This window comes from Vreelandella sp. ssv, assembly GCF_059448525.1.
Genome location: NZ_CM182545.1, coordinates 1,168,058 through 1,185,990 on the forward strand (window position 1 = coordinate 1,168,058; position 17,933 = coordinate 1,185,990).

The window sequence follows — 17,933 nt, forward strand, 5'->3', positions numbered from 1 at the left end:
GCATGATTCAGCTATCGCTATACACAACGATGGGCTGTCACTTGTGTACTCAGTTAGAGGCACTGGTGGCAGCGCTCGCAAATCAAAAAGTGTGGCTGCACCACATTGAGATTAGCGAAGATGATGCGCTGGTGGAGCGCTATGGCGTGCGGATACCGGTGCTGGTGGATAGTGACGGCAATGAGCTGGATCGTGGCTTTGAGCTTGAGCGATTAAGCGCTTGGTTGCGCGAACGCGGCTGGCTGGATGAAGCGGCGCTGGCGGGATTTACTGCCCCGCCGGACACCAAAGCGCCTATAGGCGCCCATGAGCGTGACGGACGTCGCTTCTTAAGTTAATAAGTGCATGGTTAGCAAAAAAGCATGGGGCTAGCTAAAAACAGGAGACTAGCTCGCGAAGCTTAAAGCACATCCAATAGCGATAGTTGGCGCATCGCTTCCTGGCCTTCGGGGGTATGGTCGGCCACCTCCAACACCTTGCGAAAACCCCGTGAGGCCTGGATGGTGGTTTCATCTTCCAGCCACATATGGGCTTGATCCAGCGTATCGGCTAGCAGATGTTTCAGACCGCCAAATTGGGTGCCGATTTGGCCCCAGGCGCGGCTGAAAATCCAGTCACCAAACATATCCTGGTGAATATGAACCAACACATAGTCATGGTTGGTTTCCCAGCGTACGATCACAACACTCTCCTTACTTAGCCTTTAAAAGATAGCCTTTAAACACGCCTGCCCATCAAGCCGTCGCGGGCGTATTGTAAAGCCCGGATACCCAAACGCCTATGAAACTTGTCATCGACGCCAATATCCCCGCTGCCGAGCGCTGCTTCGGCCATTTCGGTTCGCTCACCCGCGTGCCAGGGCGGGAGATAAACGCCGCCCACCTTCAGAACGCCGATGCGCTCATCGTGCGCTCCATTACCCAGGTCAACGATGAGCTACTTGCCGATAGCCCCGTGCGCTTTGTTGGCACCTGCACCATCGGCACCGATCATATTGACCAAACTGCGCTTGCCCAGCGCGATATCGATTTCGCCAGCGCGCCAGGCTGCAACGCCGAAGCGGTGGTTGATTATGTGCTGATCAGCCTGCTGACCCTGGCGGAACGCGATGGCTGGGCACTTGGCGAGCGCACCGTGGGGATTGTGGGGGTGGGCAATGTCGGCAGCCGACTGCAGGCGCGACTAGCCGCCATGGGCGTGGCAACGCTGGCCTGTGATCCGCCCAGGGAAGAAGAGGGGGCTGAGGAAGGCTTTCACTCCTTAGACGCCCTGATCGAGCGCTGTGACGTGCTCTGCCTTCATACACCGCTAACCCGTGAAGGCCCCCACGCGACGTATCAGCTACTCAACGCTCAACGTATCGAGGAGCTGGCTCCGGGGTGCGTGCTGCTCAATGCCGGGCGCGGCGATTGCGTGGATGGTTTAGCGCTGCGCAGCCGCCTTACGGGCAAGGGCGATATCAGCGCCATACTGGATGTGTGGGAGGAAGAGCCAGATATTGACGCTGGCTTGCGTGATTTGGTCTCTTTGGCAACACCGCATATTGCCGGGCACAGCTTGGACGGTAAGCTACGTGGTACCTGGATGATTCAGCAGGCGCTAGCCCGCCACTGCGGACAGCCTAGTGGACTAGCATTCGCCGATATCTGCCCACCCCCCGCGCTGGCGTCACTGCGTTTGCAGCACGCACTGCCTCCTGAAGATGCGCTAAGGCTCTGCATGAGAGCGGTGTATGACGTTCGTCGTGACCACGATGCGCTCCAGCGCCAAATTCTAAATGATGGAATGCGTAAAGGCTTTGATGACTGCCGCGCCAATTACCCGCTGCGGCGCGAATTCGCCACACTCAACGTGCAGTTGTCAGGGGAGGCGATTACACTAGAAGGCATACTGCGTGGAGCAGGGTTTGCGGTAACGCGAGCAAAGTAGTGAATAGTCGGCAGTGAAAACAGCCAGTGAAAACCGTCGCCGAATAACAGTAAGGCCCGCAGATGCGGGCCTTAAATGTATAGAACTGCTAGACAATCTTACTGGCGATAAGCGGCTTCTTTCAGCGCACGAATGCGCTCATCCAGCGGCGGGTGGCTGGCAAATAGTTTTTCCACCAGTGAGCGCGTTTGGCCTTTGGTGATGGCCATGGCGCGCAGTGTGTCTGGCATTTGATCGGGCATTTCCGTTTCGGTTTTCAAGCGTGCCAGCGCGCTGACCATCGCATTGGTACCCGCCAAGCGTGCACCAGCTTCATCGGCGCGGTATTCGCGATAGCGCGAGAACCAAGCGACAATGGCCGAGGCCAGAATACCGAACACAATCTCAGCGACCATGACCACCGCGAAGTAGCCCATAAAACCTAGGCCGCCGCCGCCATCGCTGCGGCTGCGCAGGAAATTGTCAACCAAGTGCGCCACTACACGGGCAAAGAACATCACAAAGGTGTTCACTACGCCCTGTATCAGTGCCAGCGTTACCATATCGCCGTTAGCGACATGACCAATTTCGTGAGCCAGTACTGCTCGCACCTCTTCCGGGCGCATGCGGTTCATTAAGCCTGCCGAGACGGCCACCAGCGCATCGTCTTTGTTCCAGCCGGTGGCAAAAGCGTTGGACTGTTGGGCCGGGAAAATGCCCACTTCCGGGGTTTTGATACCCGCTTCACGGGAGAGCTCAGCGACCGTGTCCAGCAGCCACTGTTCGGTGGAGTTGGAGGGCGTTTCGATAATCACCGTGCCGGTACTGCGCTTGGCCATCCATTTGGAAATGAACAGCGAGATGATGGAACCCGCCATGCCGAATACAAAACAGAAAATCAGCAGGCTGGTGAAGTTGATGCCCTGGCCGCGCAGATACCCCTCAACGCCCAATAGGCGCAGCGTAATGCTGGCGACCAGCAGGACCGCTATATTGGTCGCTAAAAACAACAGAATTCGCATCATGGTGCAGGCTCTCCCTCAACGTTTAGAAACCGGTTTAAACACAGCCAGTGAAATGGGACACAGAATAGTTGTTTAAATACGACCTGTTCGTGGCAGTTTCAAGTCATCGCTGTGTCAAATAACTGTTTTAATCGGCGCATTCACCAGATAAGGCTCACTGGCGGTAGCGGGATAGGAAGTTGGCAAAGCGGTCCAGCGCATCGCCGAGCTGGTCTGCCCAGGGCAGTGTCACGATGCGCACATGATCCGGCTCTGGCCAGTTAAAGGCGGTACCCTGTACCAGCAATATTTTTTCCTGCAGTAGCAAATCAAGCACCATCTGCTGATCATCTTTAATCTTGAATACCTTGGGGTCTAAACGCGGAAATGCGTAGAGCGCGCCTTTGGGTTTCACGCAGGAGACGCCAGGGATCGCGTTCAGTTTCTCCACCGTGATATCACGCTGGGCCAACAGCCGCCCGCCAGGCAGGATTAAATCGTTGATCGACTGATAGCCCCCCAGAGCGGTTTGAATCGCGTGCTGGGCAGGCACGTTGGCGCACAGGCGCATGGAGGCCAGCATATTCAGCCCCTGGATATAGTCCTGGGCGTTCAATTTGGCTAAGGTGCCGGAGATAATCATCCAGCCCGAACGAAAGCCCGCACAGCGATAGCTTTTGGAGAGCCCGTTCATGGTGATGACCAGTTGGTCATCGTCCGCTAGCGCGCCCGTAGCGGTATGCTCGACGCCGTCGTAAAGGATCTTGTCGTAGATCTCGTCAGAGAACACCACTAGGTTGTGCTGTTTGGCGATCGCCAACACCTCTTTCACCACGGCGGGCGGATAGACCGCGCCGGTGGGATTGTTGGGGTTGATCAGCACAATTGCACGTGTGTGACTGGTGATCTTGGCGCGAATATCCGCCATGTCGGGCGTCCAGTCCGCCTGCTCGTCGCATAGGTAGTGCACCGCGTGACCACCGGAAAGGTGGGCGGCGGCGGTCCAGAGCGGGTAGTCCGGTGCGGGAATCAACACTTCATCGCCGTCGTTGAGCAGCGCCTGCATGGCCATCACGATCAGCTCAGAAACGCCGTTGCCGATGAATATATCCTCAATACCCACGCCGGGAATCTGCTTGCGCTGGCACTCCTGCATAATCGCTTTACGGGCAGAGTAGAGGCCTTTGGAGTCGCAGTAGCCCTGGGCTGTGGGCAGGTTACGCATCACATCCTGGAGAATCTCTTCCGGCGCCTCAAAACCAAACGGTGCAGGGTTGCCAATGTTTAGCTTGAGAATTCGCTGGCCTTCCTCTTCCAAGCGCTTGGCGTGGTCGAGCACCGGGCCACGAATGTCGTAGCAGACATTGTGCAGCTTATGAGATTTCTTTAACGGTTGTGGTTCGTGCGACTGCGGGGTATCCATGAGGTGTCTGTCCAAAAGTAGCTAGAGGCCCAAAGTGTCCAAAAGGTAAGCGCCTACAAGCCGTTATCGGCTAAAAGGGCGACCAAACCATTATGCGTCGGAAAGACCTTGATTGTCTTCGTCGTTTTGCACGGGCGGCGGCGGAATGTCCGCAGGCGTTTCAAGCGTTAGCCTGCCCAGCTTGCCATCGCGAAGTTCGTGAAGCAGTACTTCCGCGCCGCGATGCAGATCAACCGCGCCGCCGGGGCGCAGGCCGCCTCGGCGGGCAGCGATATCTTTTAAGATGGCGTTACCATCGAAGCCAGCAATGGCGAGAAAATCAGGCTTTTTCGGGCCATCAGCGTCAATGTCATGGGGGATGTCCGGCGCGGCATAAGGCGGCAGCTCTTTGAGCTTATAACGTTCAGTGAGCGCTTCGGGGTAGCGCTTGGCCAGCTCTGCACTGGTGATAATCGCCACATCGGTGTATTCGATAGCAGTATCGCGAATGGCGCCGGTGGCGGCGAGGCGATAGGCGCTGGCCTGATCCTCAATCTTCGGCCACAGCACGCCAGGGGTGTCGGTGAGTGCCACACGCCCATCGATGCGCACCTTTTGCTGGCGCTTGGTAACCGCAGGCTCGTTGCCGGTTTTAGCGATTTTTCGCCCGGCCAGGCCGTTAATCAGCGTCGATTTACCCACGTTAGGAATACCCATTACCATCACGCGCACATCCCGGTCAGCACGAACGGCACCGGCCAGCTCATGGCACAGCTTGGGAATCTTCTTGAGCTCGCGGGTGTTGGTCGTCGTGACGGCCAAGGCGCGCATATTTTCTTGGGCATCGAAATAAGCCACCCACTCGGCCGTCCGTTCTGGGTCGGCGAGATCCGCTCGGGAAAGAATTTTTAACACCGGCTTATGGCGGGTTAGCTCGGCCAGCATCGGGTTGGCGCTGGAGTAGGGCAGGCGTGCATCGAGTACCTCGATGACGACGTCAATTTCAGGCAGCACCTCCTTGATCTGGCGGCGGGCCTTGTTCATATGTCCGGGGAACCAGCCGAGCATGGGTTTCTCCTGAAAGTACAAAAATAGCGACATAAAAAAGCGGGCGACCATTCTAACAGATGGCGCCCGCCTTGCTGGTTTCCTTGAGAGGAATTAGTCACCACTACTCGTCAGGATGAAACTCCAACGAGACTGAGTTGATGCAGTAGCGCAAGCCGGTGGTATCGGGAGGCCCATCGGGAAACACGTGGCCCAGGTGAGCATCGCAGTGAGAACAGACTACCTCGGTGCGCTGCATACCATGAGTGGTATCCGTATGCTCTTCAACGCAGCGGCTACCCAGCGGACGGTCAAAGCTTGGCCAGCCGCAGCCAGCGTCAAACTTGTGCTCGTTTTCGAACAGCGGCGCATGGCAGCAGACGCAGTGGTAAATGCCCTGGGCATCGCGCACTTGATAATCGCCGGTGAATGGGCGCTCGGTGCCTTTCTCACGCGCTACTCGGTACTGCTCGGGGGTTAGCTGCTGTTGCCACTCGTCGGGGGATTTTTCAATTTTCGCCATGGGGTTCTCCTCTCCCTCTGGTTTGCCACTCTTCAGAGGCTTATTAAGCAGGCTAGCTTAACACTCTCCTGAGTGACAGCGAGTCGCCTGCTCAAGTTCAGCAAGTAGGAATCCCAGAATGTGTATTTAAACGCTGGCCGCGCCACCGTTACTGCGCGGGTCGTGGGCGCTCTCTATTAATCCATCTGGATGATGCACAATGCCACCTGCATGGCCCATGGTGTCGCTAAAGGCATCAGGCAGGACTTCCACATCGTGGCCAGCCGTTGCCAATGCGGCGACTAAGCTCTCATCAAAGCGTGCTTCCAGTTTCAAGTTGGTGCTGGTTTCTCCCCAGGTGCGCCCCAGCAGCCAACGAGGTGCCGTGATCGCCTGCTGTAGCGGCATGCCGTGCAGTGCATAGCGCGAAAATACCGCCGCCTGGGTTTGCGGTTGGCCTTCACCGCCCATGGTGCCGTAGACCATGGTGCGGCCATCGTTAAACCTGGCCAGCGCCGGGTTGAGGGTGTGAAACGGTTTGCGGCCAGGGGCCAAGCCGCGCAGGTCGTCGTGATTAAGCGAAAAGCTGATGCCGCGGTTTTGCCACAGCACGCCGCTTTCCGGCAGCACTACGCCGCTGCCGAATTCCCAGTAGATGCTCTGAATAAAACTCACCGAACGGCCTTCGCTATCGACGGTGCCCATCCAAATAGTGTCACCTGGAGCGGGTTCGTGAGGCCAAGGTAGCGCACGCTGTGGATCAATCTGAGCCGCTTCCCGGCCAATGTTCTCCTCGCTGAGTAACGCCTGCAGCGGTGTGGGTACGCGGCCGGGGTCGGTCACGTTTTGGTCGCGCAGAATAAAGGCGCGTTTGGTTGCTTCGATGAGCCCGTGCAGGTGCTCAAAACCGTTGGGCTCGGCGGCTTTTAAGCGCTCGTAGATACCTAAAATCATTAACGACGCCATGCCCTGGGTCGGCGCAGGCAGGTTATACAGTGTGGCATCCTGAAGCGTTACTTCCAGCGGCGTAACGCGCTGGGCGCGGTAGGCGTGAAAGTCAGCCAAGCGCAAGGGGCTACCCACTGCTTCCAAGTCTTTCGCCATGCTGGCGGCCAGTTCGCCGCGGTAGAAGTCATCTAATCCGGCTTCCGCCAATCGCTTGAGGGTCGCGGCCAAGCGCGGCTGGCGCAGCCGTTCGCCTTCACGGGGCACTTGGCCGTTAAGCAGTAGCGCGTCACTAAAGCCTGGGCTTTGGGTCAAGCGCTCAACGTGTTTTGCGGTGAGTGCCTCCTGGCTTTGCGTGACTGAAATACCTGCTTCGGCATGATGAATGGCGTCGGCCAGTAGCGTGGTGAGAGGTAACTGCTTGCCCCATGCTGACGCTAGATTTAGCGCTTCATGCCAGCCGCCAATGGTGCCTGCCATGGTGAGGGCGGCCTTGGGGCCTCGCTCAGGGATATGAGTGTCACCAGCGTAGAAATCCGCGTTGGCCAAACCTGCTGCCGGACCGCAGGCGTCAATGGCAATAGGCGCCTTGCCCGGTTCATGGATCAACCAAAAGCCATCGCCACCCAGAGCGTTCATATGCGGATAAACGACCGCAATGGCGGCGGCAGCCGCGACCATGGCTTCCACCGCGTTACCGCCCTGTTTAAGCACATCGCGCCCGGCACTGGCGGCTAAGTGATGAGGGGCGACACAGCTACCACCGTAACTACGTTGGGTGTGGAGCATCTTTGAATCCTTGTTATTGAGTAAATAATTATTAAGTAAGTAGTTGTTAAATAAATGCTAAAGCAGTTCATTACCAACCAATGGCTTCGGGCAACCAGGTAGCAATGCTGGGGAAGATAAATACCAGCGCAACGGCAACAAACTGTAAGCCGATAAACGGTAGGGCGCCTTTATAAATATCCAGCGTCGAGACTTCTTTCGGCGCTACACCCTTGAGAAAAAACAGCGACCAGCCAAAGGGTGGGGTAAGAAACGATGTTTGCAGCACCAGCCCCACCAGAATGCCCAGCCACACCATATCGACGCCCATCTGCACAAAGAAGGGCAGAAACAGCGGTAGGGCAATATAGCTGATCTCAATCCACTCAAGAAAGAAGCCCAGCACAAACATCAGCAGCAGCATGAACAGCATCGCGCCTAACTCGCCACCGGGCACCCAGTCGAACATACGGGCGACCAAGTGCTCGCCGCCCAAGCCACGAAATGACAGGCCAAACACCTGGGCGCTGATCAAAATAAAGAACACCATGGCCGAGATCACCAGCGTGGCCTTGGCCACTTCTTTGAGTAGCGAAAAGGTTAACCGCCCCGAGCATGCCACAATGACCAATGCTCCTAGCGCACCCATGGAGGCCGCTTCAGTCGGCGCGGCAATACCGCCAATAATCGACCCTAAGACCGCAAACACCAACCCCACTGGCGGGCCCACCACAGTAATCACTTTGCGTATCAGCTGACCCCGGCCCATTGCTGCTCGTTCCTCGGCAGGAATCGGCGGCATTAAGTTGGGGTAGAGCTTGGCGATCACCAGAATGGCAATAATATAGACCGCCGCTAGCGTTAGCCCAGGTACCATGGCGGCAGCGAACATTGTGCCGACCGATTCACCCAAAATTTCGGCCAGCAGAATCAGCACCAAACTAGGTGGAATAATCTGGCCTAAGGTGCCTGATGCGCAGATCATCCCGGTCGCAAGTGTTTTAGGGTAGCCGCGGCGTAGCAGTGTCGGCAGTGTAAGCAAGCCCAGTGTGACGATAGTGGCGCCGACAATGCCGGTAGCCGCCCCCAAGAGCACGCCCACCAAAATAATAGCCACGCCCATGCCGCCTGAAAGGCCGCCAAACAAATGGCCAATTACATCGATTAGCTCTTCAGCCAGCTTCGATTTCTCCAGCATCACCCCCATAAATACAAACAGCGGTATCGCCATAAAAGTGTAGTTGGTCACCACCCCATAGATACGGGAGGGCAGCAGGTTAAACAGCATCGGGCCAAAGCCAACATAGCCAAAGAAGAAAGCCGTTGCCGCGATACTGATACCCACTGGAATACCAATCAGCAAAAACACGAAAAAAGCCACGATCATGCCGATCGCTAGCCATTCATTTGGGGACATGCTTTATTCACCTCTTGTGGGCAGGGCAAACGCCTGGCGCAGCGCGTGGGCCAACCCTTGCAGCGCGAGAAGGACAAAACCGAACGGGATAAGCGATTTGAGCAGCCAGCGAAGGGGCAGGCCGCCTGGGTTAGGCGATGCTTCACCGCGGCCGAATGACTGGGCTATCCAGGGCAGCGTCAACCACGCGATATACAGCCCCATCACCAATAGCAATAGCCCGCCGACCACTTCAATAACGCGTTGCAACCCTGCTGGAAAACGCTCATAGAAAACGTCGACGCGCACCTGCTCGCCCATCAACAGCAAATAGGACATGCCAAACAGCGCGATAGGCGAGATCAAGTGCCACTGCAACTCCTGCAGCCATACCGCTCCAACGCTAAATACGTAGCGCATTAACACATCACCAGCGACTAAACCGACGAGTACCACGCAAGTCCAGGCGGCGACCCAGCCAAATAGCCGGACCACCGCCTCAACTCCGTGGACAAAAAATGCCACGGCGCGCATATCAGACTCCGATAATGTCGTTTAACCAGGCACGCTCACTAGCACCTGCCCAGCGGTCGTGGTTGGCTTTAAACGCCATGTAACTATCGTGCACTTTGCGTACTAGCGGGTCGGCGTTGGCTTCTGTCGCCAGGGTGTCTTGAGTGGCTTCGCGCAGCGCATCGACAACGGGGGTGGGAAGCATGCTGGCGGTGACGCCTTCGTTCTCGACCAGGTCGGTCATGGCTTCCCCGTTAACGGCTTCGGACCAAGTGACGCTCTCTAGACAGGCTGCCATACAGGCCGTTTTAACAATCATCTGCAGATCTGCCGGCAGGCTATCCCAGTGGGTTTTTGAGATCAGCAGTTCGCCCGTGGTAGAGGGTTCGTGCCAGCCGGTGGTGTGGTAGAACTTGGCGGCGTTATGCAGACCCATGCGACGGTCTTGGAAAGGGCCAACGAACTCAGCTGCATCAATCACGCCACGCTCTAGCGCTGGGAATATTTCGCCACCGGGTAGTACGCGGGCATCCACACCAAGCGAGGAGTAAACCTGACCCGCCAAGCCAGGAACGCGCATGCGCAGACCGTTTAGCTGGCTAATGTCTTCAATGGGTTCCCGGAACCAGCCAGTCATTTGTACGCCGGTATTGTTTAGCGGGAAGGCCACCATGCCATAGGGCTCGTACACTTCGTGCCATAGCTCCAGGCCACCGCCGTGGTAAAGCCACGCCATATGGCCCATAAAACTCATGCCAAATGGCACGGTAGTGAAGTACTGGGCAGCAAAGGTGGTGCCCGACCAGAAGTAGCTATTAGCGGCGTTCATCTCAATTGTGCCGCTTTGGACGGCTTCGAAACCTTCAAAGGCTGGGATCAGTTCGCCTGAAGAGAAGTGCTGAATATTGAGGCGTCCGCCGGACATGGCATTGATTTTGGCGATCACATCAGTAGGGCTGCCTGGGCCTTCCACGTAGAAGGGCGAGCCGGGCGGGTAGGCATTGGTCATGCGCCAGTTGAAGCTCTCGGCGGACTGCGCACGGGCGAGAGAAGGGGCGCCCAGTACCAGGCCAGCAGTGGAAGAAACGGCTGCCGTGGTGAGAAACTTGCGGCGGGATAAGGACATAGCACACCTCATTAATGGGAATTGGTCAGCAAGAGAACACAATGAAGTAGCAAAGGGTGTGCCATAAAAATCGATTTTATTATAAATAAAAGATTTTTAAGGCTTTTGTCGGTGGTCGGGAAGGGGGGTAACACTAAGCAAAATAAGTGTTTGCACCGTTATGACGCCGAATTATCACGCTGAGCACTTTCAACGTGCATGGATATGTCTTAAAAACCCACGCCTTGCTTGTAGGTGATTGAAAGCTAGTCAATTAGGTCGGTGGTGGGTAGAGAGCTTGACAGCTCAATAAGGTCTGAGTAACATACGCGCCACCTCGACGAGGCATTGCAACGTCCCATTCGTCTAGTGGTCTAGGACACCGCCCTTTCACGGCGGTAACAGGGGTTCGAACCCCCTATGGGACGCCACTTATTTTGAAGGCTAAGTTCTTTTTCGAAGGCTAAGCTATTGCAGAATAAGCGGTCGTCAGGGTATCGGAATGCGGGAATAGCTCAGTGGTAGAGCATCGCCTTGCCAAGGCGAGGGTCGGGAGTTCGAATCTCCTTTCCCGCTCCACGTAATTGAAGTACTAGTGTCCCATTCGTCTAGTGGTCCAGGACACCGCCCTTTCACGGCGGTAACAGGGGTTCGAACCCCCTATGGGACGCCACTTCCGGTAGGTTAGGTAAAAGCTTAGCTAAAAAGCTAAGCAAGTGTTCTATAAGCGGGAATAGCTCAGTGGTAGAGCATCGCCTTGCCAAGGCGAGGGTCGGGAGTTCGAATCTCCTTTCCCGCTCCAGTTTTAGGTGCCGGATTACTTTCCTGCTCCAATTAGTCCCATTCGTCTAGTGGCCTAGGACACCGCCCTTTCACGGCGGTAACAGGGGTTCGAACCCCCTATGGGACGCCATCTAGCGTTATGCGTTGTTTGCGTTGCGGGAATAGCTCAGTGGTAGAGCATCGCCTTGCCAAGGCGAGGGTCGGGAGTTCGAATCTCCTTTCCCGCTCCAAGCGCTTATATCTTCAATTTTTATTATTTCTATGATGCATCAGCTACTTGCTGGGCGTCATTTTTTGTGTGTCTGACGCTCGGCTCGATTGCCCGCCTTGAAAAAAGTCGTTTGCGCCCTAATGTTTCACCTTCTCTTCTTATTTTTGCTGACAGGACATATTCATGGCCGAACCGGCATTGTCGATCCGTGGCCTTACCAAAGTGTATGGCAACGGCTTTCAGGCACTCAAAGGTATTGATCTCGACGTCCAGCAGGGCGATTTTTTTGCTTTGTTGGGCCCCAATGGCGCCGGTAAATCCACCACCTTGGGTGTGGTGTGCTCGCTGGTGCAAAAGACGGCGGGCAAGGTCTCCATATTTGGCATTGATGTGGATAAAGACTTCGCCAAAGCCAAATACCAGTTGGGCGTGGTGCCACAAGAGTTCAACTTCAATCAGTTTGAGAAGGTGCTCGACATCGTGCTGGCTCAGGCAGGCTATTACGGTATGACCAGTCGCGAGGCATTGCCTCGCGCTAAACAGCTGCTGACTGATCTGGGCCTATGGGAAAAACGCAACGGCAGCGCGCGCATGCTCTCCGGTGGCATGAAGCGCCGCCTGATGATTGCCCGGGCGCTGATGCATCGCCCCAAACTGCTGATTCTCGATGAGCCAACCGCCGGGGTGGATATCGAACTGCGGCGCAGCATGTGGGAGTACATGCGGCGGATCAACCAGGATGAAGGCACCACCATCATTCTGACGACTCACTACTTGGAAGAAGCCGAGAGCCTGTGTCGCAATGTGGCGATCATCAACAATGGCGACATTGTACGAAATACCAGCGTGCGGGAGCTGCTGGCCGAGCTTGATACCGAGACCTTCCTGATTGATTTGGCTGCGCCGGTAGCAGAAGTGCCCAATATCGAAGGTTTTGAGTTGCACCAGCTAGAGCCCACGCAGCTTTCGCTGCTAGTACATCGTGGGCAGCGCTTGAACGATGTGTTCAAAGCGTTGAGTGAGCAGGGCATCGAAGTGGTATCCATGCGTAACCGGGCCAATCGCCTTGAGGAGATGTTTGTGTCGATGGTGGAGGGTAGTGGCCAAGGGGCGATAGACCAGCGCGTTGAGAAGAAGGAGGAGCGCGTATGAATGCCATGCAGACGCTGATCGCTCTATGGACGCTGGTGCTCAAAGAGATCAAACGCTTTACTCGCATTTGGCCGCAAACGCTGCTGCCACCTTCGATCACCATGGCGATGTACTTCATCATCTTTGGTAATCTCATTGGTTCGCGGATTGGTGACATGGACGGCTTCAGCTACATGGACTTTATCGTCCCAGGGCTGATCATGATGTCGGTGATTACCAACAGTTACTCCAACGTGGCGTCGAGTTTCTTCTCGAATAAGTTTCAGCGTTCGATTGAAGAGATGATGGTATCGCCCATGCCCAACTGGGTGATTTTATCCGGCTTTATTTTAGGTGGTATGGCGCGTGGTTTGGGCGTTGGGCTGATTGTGACGGTCGTTTCGCTGTTCTTTACCCGTCTCACCATGGAGCATCCACTGCTCACCGTGTTGGTCGTGGTGCTGACATCAGCGCTGTTCTCCATAGGGGGCTTTATCAACGCCTTACTGGCCAACAAATTCGATGATATTTCTATCGTGCCGACGTTTATTCTCACGCCGCTAACCTATCTGGGTGGGGTGTTTTACTCTATCTCGATGCTGCCCGATTTCTGGCAGGGCGTTTCCATGCTCAATCCGATCTTGTACATGGTTAACGTTTTCCGTTACGGCTTCTTGGGTGTGTCGGATATTCCCGTTGGCTGGGCGCTCGCTGCCATTTTTGCTTTTATCATTGTGCTGTTTAGCATTGCACTGGCAATGCTGGAGCGAGGTAAAGGTATCCGCAGCTAGGCGTATCAATCCGATTGAGAAGAGGGCTTTTATCACATGGCACATCGCCCAGATACATTAGAGCACGCGCCGTTAGGGCGCGATTCCGCTTACCCTGAGCAGTATGACGCGGGGCTGTTATATCCGATTCCCCGCGCAGCCAACCGGGCGCCACTGGGGATTGAAGAAGGCGCTTTGCCGTTTGAAGGCGAGGACGAGTGGCACGCCTTTGAAGTCTCCTGGCTGAATAGCCGCGGCAAACCCATTGTCGCCGTGGCCCGCTTTCGCCTACCCGCAAGCTCGCCCCATCTGATTGAGTCTAAATCCTGGAAGCTCTACCTCAATAGCTTCAATCAAACCCGTTTCTATAGTCGTCAGGAAGTGATGGAAACGCTTGCCAATGACCTCGCGGTTGCGGCTGGGGCTGAGGTGAGTGTCGAGTTATTTGATGTGGATGCGCCTGAGCTTTCAGCACGCTCCTTGCCGGGCGAATGCTTGGACGATTTAGATATTGCAGTAAGCGATTATACGCCTAGCAGTGCTCATCTAACGGTAGGGGAGGCGATCGTCGAAGAGACACTCTACTCGCATCTGCTGAAATCTAACTGCCCCGTGACTGGCCAGCCGGATTGGGGTAGCGTGCTAATTCGCTATCAAGGGCCCAAAATCGACCGTGAAGGGCTGCTGCGCTACCTGATAGGGTTTCGTCAGCATCAGGATTTTCACGAACACTGCGTTGAACATATCTTCACTGACCTAATGACCCATGCAAAACCAACGCAACTGCTGGTGTTGGCGCGCTACGTGCGCCGCGGCGGGTTAGATATCAGCCCCTGGCGGGCAACGCCCGGGTTAACGCCGCCTACGCCGCTGCGCCTGGCAAGGCAGTAAACGGCAATGTTATAAATGGCGATGTTATAAATGACGCTGCTACAGTAGCCACACACGATTGGATTTGGAGTCATTAATGGACGCACTCACGCTACTTCACGAACGCAGCTCAATGGGCAAGCTGACGGAGCCAGCGCCCAGCAGTGAACAGCTCAGCGCCATCTACCAAGCGGCACTGCGGGCACCTGATCATAAAGAGCTGCGCCCCTGGCGCTTTATTGAGTTCAGCGGGGAGGGGCGTGAGCGCCTGGGCGAACTATTTGCCGAGGCGGAGTTTCAGGAAAACCCTAGCGCCGAAGACGATACACTCAACTCGGCGCGCAAAAAGCCGCTTCGTGCGCCGATGATTATCGCCGTGATTGCCAAGGTCACGCCTGAGCTCGATAAAGTGCCTAAAATGGAGCAAGTGATTTCCGCTGGCTGTGCCGCCCATGGCATTCTGCTCGCCGCCCATGCGCTGGGTCTTGGCGCCATGTGGCGCAGTGGCAAGTACGCGTTTGACCCGGTGGTACGTAAAGGGCTAAGTCTGGATGAAGATGACGAAGTCGTCGCGTTTATCTACCTGGGTACTCTGGGTGGCCGCCATAAGCCGGTGGCACAGCATAACGTTGCTGACTTTGTTGAGCGTTGGGACTAACCATGAATATATCGCGTCAACCAGGCATACCTCACCCACGTTTGCCGCTGCCAGAAGGCCAGCCAGACGACTTGGTCGCTTTTCAGCAGTGGCTGATTGACGCCATTCCCATGGTCAGTGCGTTAGGCATTAGCGAGATGACGCGTCACGACAATTCACTCACGTGGCAGTTGGCGCTTGAACCCAGCCTAAACGATAAAGGCACAGGCTTTGGCGGCGCTCTCTCGGCGCAAACCACGCTGCAAGGCTGGTGCTGGGTAACGCTATGGTTACGTGAAAGAGGCCTGGCAAGGGATGTGGTGGTGGCAGAAGCCAGTCAGCGTTTCCTTGCGCCAGTAACCGACGACTACCATTTAGTGTGTATGCCAGCAGAGCTAAATGGGTCTGAGCAACTTGCCAACAAGCTCGCTGAACGCGGTAAAGGGCGCATTGCGTTAACCCACCAACTCTATTGTGGCGAGACGCTCTGCCTGGAAGCCAGCGGCAGCTACGCGGTGTTGCCATCAAGCTAACCGAAGGGGTAATCGGCCTGAAAAGGCTTGCTATTTCGAGGCTTAGCCAATAGTATATGCGCCGTTCTGTTGCGAAAGGTTTAGCCTTTAAACAGAGCGAAAACGCGGAGGGGTGTCCGAGTGGTCGAAGGAGCACGCCTGGAAAGTGTGTAAGCCGCAAGGCTTCGAGGGTTCGAATCCCTCCCCCTCCGCCACAGAATTTGAGAAAGCCCGCTGAGCAATCAGCGGGCTTTTTTCGTGCCATACATACTGGGTAGTCTAGTCGTAGGCGATTGCGGGGGATATTTGCAATGCGCTAAAAAGTGAACCTAGCTAATAAGTGCTTTTTAGAAAGGCAGTCCGCCGCTGAAGCCAACACCAAGTACGGCAACAAGAACAACAACGATAACGACGATTGTGGTAGTAGACATTTTCTCTTCCTCTGAGTGGTTTATATTTCAGCTTAGTCGCCATTACTCTATTTCGCACAGCTTCAAAATAGCTGAGCAACGTTTCCATGATAGCAGCGACCATCCTACCAAAACGCCCGACAGCGAGACTGTCAGGCGTTGATAAAGTAACAGAAAAAAAGAGCTAGTGGGCTTATTTCCCGCACTGACAGCCGTGACCACAGTCGCTAGAGCCATCTGTATGACCGTTAGCGCAGGACTCGCAGCAGTAGAGTTTGCCATCATTCTCAACTGCCTTGCTATCGACTGAACACGTACATTTAGGGCATGCGCACTCTTGCTGAGCCATGGTGAACCTCCTGTGTGGAAGCTTAAAGTGTAGACCCGCTTCCACGTGTTATGTCATTGCATTTTATGCTGCGCTAAACCGCACTACCCAACGCTTTTCCCAGCCCACTAAAATAGTCGCCAAACGCCACGTTAATTCGTTCCCGCTGCTCGCCCTGGGGATAAAGCCCCCGCTCGGCCTCGGGCGAAGCTTTGGTGCCTTTGACTAAGAAGTGATTAGTAATCGATGCGTCTTGTACAAAGGCTTCGAAGGCGCGTGCGCAGAGCTCTTCGGGTTTACTGTAGTAAAGCTGACCAAGTTTTTTGTCCATCTGCGCGGAGTGCTTAAATAACTCACTAGGCTGGTCACCTTCTGGCCGTAGCAAAATGGCTTTAAAACAACGCATGAGTAAATCGTTTAGCGGGTGAGGAATGGGCACGGCGTCGGCTAGCCATGCGGTGGAGGCAAACATTCCACTAGGGGTGTTGCGAAAGCATTTGGTGGCGATGTAGTGATCGAAGGCATGAAACCATTCGTGGGCAATACTGCCGGGGCCCGCATTCTTGGCTAGTGAAAAGCTGCGTTGGCTAGGATCATAATGGGCAGCGACACCAGGACGACCGCCGCTACCGTACTGCAGCGCTAGTGAGCCGCGCAGTGAAATTAGCGCTTCCGGCCCTTGAAGAATCAACATTAGATCGCACAGCGCATCATGGAACAGCTCGGCTGCGCGGTCACGCTCGGCACTGGTTACCCAGCGGCCAATCTCAATGGATCGAAAGTCAAACTGGCGTCGAATCAGAGCAAAGCTACTCGCTTGACCCTGGCGATGGTCAGGCCCGCTGCGGTAAAAATCCCTCGCTTCAATGCTCACTTATCGTTTCTCCTTGTATTCCGCCATCCAGACCCCCACTAACTAACGGTAACGCATTTTAATAGCCTCATTTTTCACCGTATGGAGAGAGTTATGAGCAAGCGTATTTTAGTGGTACTGACGTCTCACGATCAGTTGGGCGATACCGGTAATAAGACCGGTTTTTGGCTCGAAGAGCTTGCAGCCCCTTATTATGTCTTTAAAGACGCGGGTGCTGAAGTAACGTTGGCATCGCCCAAGGGAGGGCAGCCGCCGCTGGATCCCAAAAGTGACGCAGAAGATAGCCAAACCGATGAAACACGCCGCTTTAAGCAAGACGAGAATGCCAACGCTGAACTTGCCGCTACCCATCGTTTGAGCGATATGAATGCCGATGACTTTGATGCGGTGTTCTACCCAGGTGGTCACGGCCCGTTGTGGGACCTCGTCGACGACACTGACTCTATTCGCCTAATAGAAACCTTTATTGCTCAAGGCAAGCCGGTTGCCTCGGTTTGTCATGCGCCGATCGTGTTAGTGAATGCGAAAGACAGCGCAGGCGAGCCACTTGTTAAAGGCCGTCAGGTGACCGGCTTCACCAACGGTGAAGAAGAGGCCGTTGGCTTGACCAATATCGTGCCGCATCTGGTTGAAGATGCGCTGCAAAAATGTGGTGGCATTTACAGTAAAGCGGAAGATTTTACGCCTTACGTGCGCGAAGATGGCCAACTGATCACCGGCCAAAACCCGCCTTCGTCGGCGCTAACGGCTGAGACGTTGATAGCGTGGTTAAAGAAATAATCGCACTGCTAAGCAATTCATCATCAATAACAACGGC

General features: G+C 55.3%; 19 protein-coding genes and 7 tRNA genes. 15 read left to right on the top strand and 11 right to left on the bottom strand.

Annotated features, from left to right (window positions below; genetic code table 11):
- Positions 1 to 2: 2 nt before the first annotated feature.
- Positions 3 to 338, top strand: a complete 336-nt coding sequence (locus tag AC5TBW_RS05395) for a glutaredoxin family protein (protein ID WP_495511080.1) — start codon at positions 3 to 5, stop codon at positions 336 to 338.
- Between the two features lie 62 nt (positions 339 to 400).
- Here AC5TBW_RS05395 and AC5TBW_RS05400 read toward each other — a convergent pair whose 3' ends face one another.
- Positions 401 to 682, bottom strand: coding sequence for a hypothetical protein (locus AC5TBW_RS05400; RefSeq protein ID WP_495511081.1), 282 nt, complete (start codon positions 680 to 682; stop codon positions 401 to 403).
- Between the two features lie 98 nt (positions 683 to 780).
- Here AC5TBW_RS05400 and pdxB point away from each other — a divergent pair, with 98 nt between their 5' ends.
- Positions 781 to 1,929, top strand: a complete 1,149-nt coding sequence (gene pdxB, locus AC5TBW_RS05405; RefSeq protein ID WP_495511082.1) for a 4-phosphoerythronate dehydrogenase PdxB — start codon at positions 781 to 783, stop codon at positions 1,927 to 1,929.
- A 98-nt stretch (positions 1,930 to 2,027) separates the two neighbouring features.
- Here pdxB and htpX read toward each other — a convergent pair whose 3' ends face one another.
- The 8 genes from htpX to AC5TBW_RS05445 all read right to left on the bottom strand — a co-directional run bounded on the left by htpX (position 2,028) and on the right by AC5TBW_RS05445 (position 10,611).
- Entirely contained in the window at positions 2,028 to 2,933 is a 906-nt protein-coding gene (htpX, locus tag AC5TBW_RS05410) for a protease HtpX (RefSeq protein WP_495511083.1), read from the bottom strand.
- A 154-nt stretch (positions 2,934 to 3,087) separates the two neighbouring features.
- On the bottom strand, positions 3,088 to 4,335 hold the full coding sequence (locus tag AC5TBW_RS05415) for a pyridoxal phosphate-dependent aminotransferase (protein ID WP_495511084.1): 1,248 nt from the start codon (positions 4,333 to 4,335) through the stop codon (positions 3,088 to 3,090).
- Between the two features lie 90 nt (positions 4,336 to 4,425).
- A complete protein-coding gene (gene ylqF, locus AC5TBW_RS05420; RefSeq protein ID WP_495511085.1) occupies positions 4,426 to 5,382 on the bottom strand; it encodes a ribosome biogenesis GTPase YlqF in 957 nt (318 codons plus the stop codon).
- Positions 5,383 to 5,485: 103 nt separating this feature from the next.
- Positions 5,486 to 5,884: a peptide-methionine (R)-S-oxide reductase MsrB gene (msrB, locus tag AC5TBW_RS05425; protein ID WP_071695780.1), complete on the bottom strand. Its 399-nt coding sequence runs from the start codon at positions 5,882 to 5,884 to the stop codon at positions 5,486 to 5,488.
- A 126-nt stretch (positions 5,885 to 6,010) separates the two neighbouring features.
- Entirely contained in the window at positions 6,011 to 7,597 is a 1,587-nt protein-coding gene (locus AC5TBW_RS05430; protein ID WP_495511086.1) for a gamma-glutamyltransferase family protein, read from the bottom strand.
- A gap of 70 nt (positions 7,598 to 7,667) precedes the next feature.
- Positions 7,668 to 8,993, bottom strand: coding sequence for a TRAP transporter large permease (locus AC5TBW_RS05435; protein ID WP_495511087.1), 1,326 nt, complete (start codon positions 8,991 to 8,993; stop codon positions 7,668 to 7,670).
- Positions 8,994 to 8,996: 3 nt separating this feature from the next.
- Positions 8,997 to 9,506: a TRAP transporter small permease subunit gene (locus tag AC5TBW_RS05440; protein WP_495511088.1), complete on the bottom strand. Its 510-nt coding sequence runs from the start codon at positions 9,504 to 9,506 to the stop codon at positions 8,997 to 8,999.
- 1 nt (position 9,507) lies between these two features.
- Positions 9,508 to 10,611 (bottom strand): TRAP transporter substrate-binding protein, encoded by a 1,104-nt coding sequence (locus AC5TBW_RS05445; RefSeq protein ID WP_495511089.1) that lies wholly within the window; start codon positions 10,609 to 10,611, stop codon positions 9,508 to 9,510.
- 334 nt (positions 10,612 to 10,945) lie between these two features.
- Between AC5TBW_RS05445 and AC5TBW_RS05450 the strand changes: the two genes are divergently transcribed.
- From AC5TBW_RS05450 to AC5TBW_RS05505, 12 genes are all read left to right on the top strand, one after another.
- A tRNA-Glu gene (locus tag AC5TBW_RS05450) sits at positions 10,946 to 11,021 on the top strand.
- A gap of 73 nt (positions 11,022 to 11,094) precedes the next feature.
- Positions 11,095 to 11,169: transfer RNA gene (locus tag AC5TBW_RS05455), tRNA-Gly, on the top strand.
- An 18-nt stretch (positions 11,170 to 11,187) separates the two neighbouring features.
- A tRNA-Glu gene (locus AC5TBW_RS05460) sits at positions 11,188 to 11,263 on the top strand.
- Between the two features lie 54 nt (positions 11,264 to 11,317).
- Positions 11,318 to 11,392, top strand: a tRNA-Gly gene (locus AC5TBW_RS05465).
- A gap of 35 nt (positions 11,393 to 11,427) precedes the next feature.
- Positions 11,428 to 11,503 (top strand) — tRNA-Glu (locus AC5TBW_RS05470).
- 25 nt (positions 11,504 to 11,528) lie between these two features.
- Positions 11,529 to 11,603 (top strand) — tRNA-Gly (locus tag AC5TBW_RS05475).
- Between the two features lie 164 nt (positions 11,604 to 11,767).
- Positions 11,768 to 12,736, top strand: a complete 969-nt coding sequence (locus AC5TBW_RS05480; RefSeq protein WP_495511090.1) for an ABC transporter ATP-binding protein — start codon at positions 11,768 to 11,770, stop codon at positions 12,734 to 12,736.
- Positions 12,733 to 13,506, top strand: a complete 774-nt coding sequence (locus tag AC5TBW_RS05485) for an ABC transporter permease (protein ID WP_495511091.1) — start codon at positions 12,733 to 12,735, stop codon at positions 13,504 to 13,506. The genes AC5TBW_RS05480 and AC5TBW_RS05485 overlap by 4 nt, the downstream gene beginning before the upstream one ends.
- Before the next feature lie 36 nt (positions 13,507 to 13,542).
- On the top strand, positions 13,543 to 14,376 hold the full coding sequence (gene queF / locus AC5TBW_RS05490; RefSeq protein ID WP_495511092.1) for an NADPH-dependent 7-cyano-7-deazaguanine reductase QueF: 834 nt from the start codon (positions 13,543 to 13,545) through the stop codon (positions 14,374 to 14,376).
- Between the two features lie 76 nt (positions 14,377 to 14,452).
- A complete protein-coding gene (locus AC5TBW_RS05495; RefSeq protein ID WP_495511093.1) occupies positions 14,453 to 15,013 on the top strand; it encodes a nitroreductase family protein in 561 nt (186 codons plus the stop codon).
- 2 nt (positions 15,014 to 15,015) lie between these two features.
- Positions 15,016 to 15,525 (top strand): YiiD C-terminal domain-containing protein, encoded by a 510-nt coding sequence (locus AC5TBW_RS05500; RefSeq protein WP_495511094.1) that lies wholly within the window; start codon positions 15,016 to 15,018, stop codon positions 15,523 to 15,525.
- 106 nt (positions 15,526 to 15,631) lie between these two features.
- Positions 15,632 to 15,719, top strand: a tRNA-Ser gene (locus AC5TBW_RS05505).
- A 388-nt stretch (positions 15,720 to 16,107) separates the two neighbouring features.
- Here the strand turns inward: AC5TBW_RS05505 and AC5TBW_RS05510 are convergent.
- Both AC5TBW_RS05510 and AC5TBW_RS05515 read right to left on the bottom strand, forming a co-directional pair.
- Complete coding sequence (locus tag AC5TBW_RS05510) at positions 16,108 to 16,263, bottom strand: metallothionein (RefSeq protein WP_495511095.1); 156 nt, start codon at positions 16,261 to 16,263, stop codon at positions 16,108 to 16,110.
- A gap of 73 nt (positions 16,264 to 16,336) precedes the next feature.
- Positions 16,337 to 17,116, bottom strand: coding sequence for a CLCA_X family protein (locus AC5TBW_RS05515; protein WP_495511096.1), 780 nt, complete (start codon positions 17,114 to 17,116; stop codon positions 16,337 to 16,339).
- Positions 17,117 to 17,209: 93 nt separating this feature from the next.
- On the opposite strand from AC5TBW_RS05515, the gene AC5TBW_RS05520 reads away from it, so the two are divergent.
- The gene (locus AC5TBW_RS05520) at positions 17,210 to 17,896 is read left to right on the top strand and encodes a type 1 glutamine amidotransferase domain-containing protein (RefSeq protein ID WP_495511097.1); all 687 of its coding nucleotides are present in this window, start codon (positions 17,210 to 17,212) and stop codon (positions 17,894 to 17,896) included.
- Positions 17,897 to 17,933: the final 37 nt, after the last annotated feature.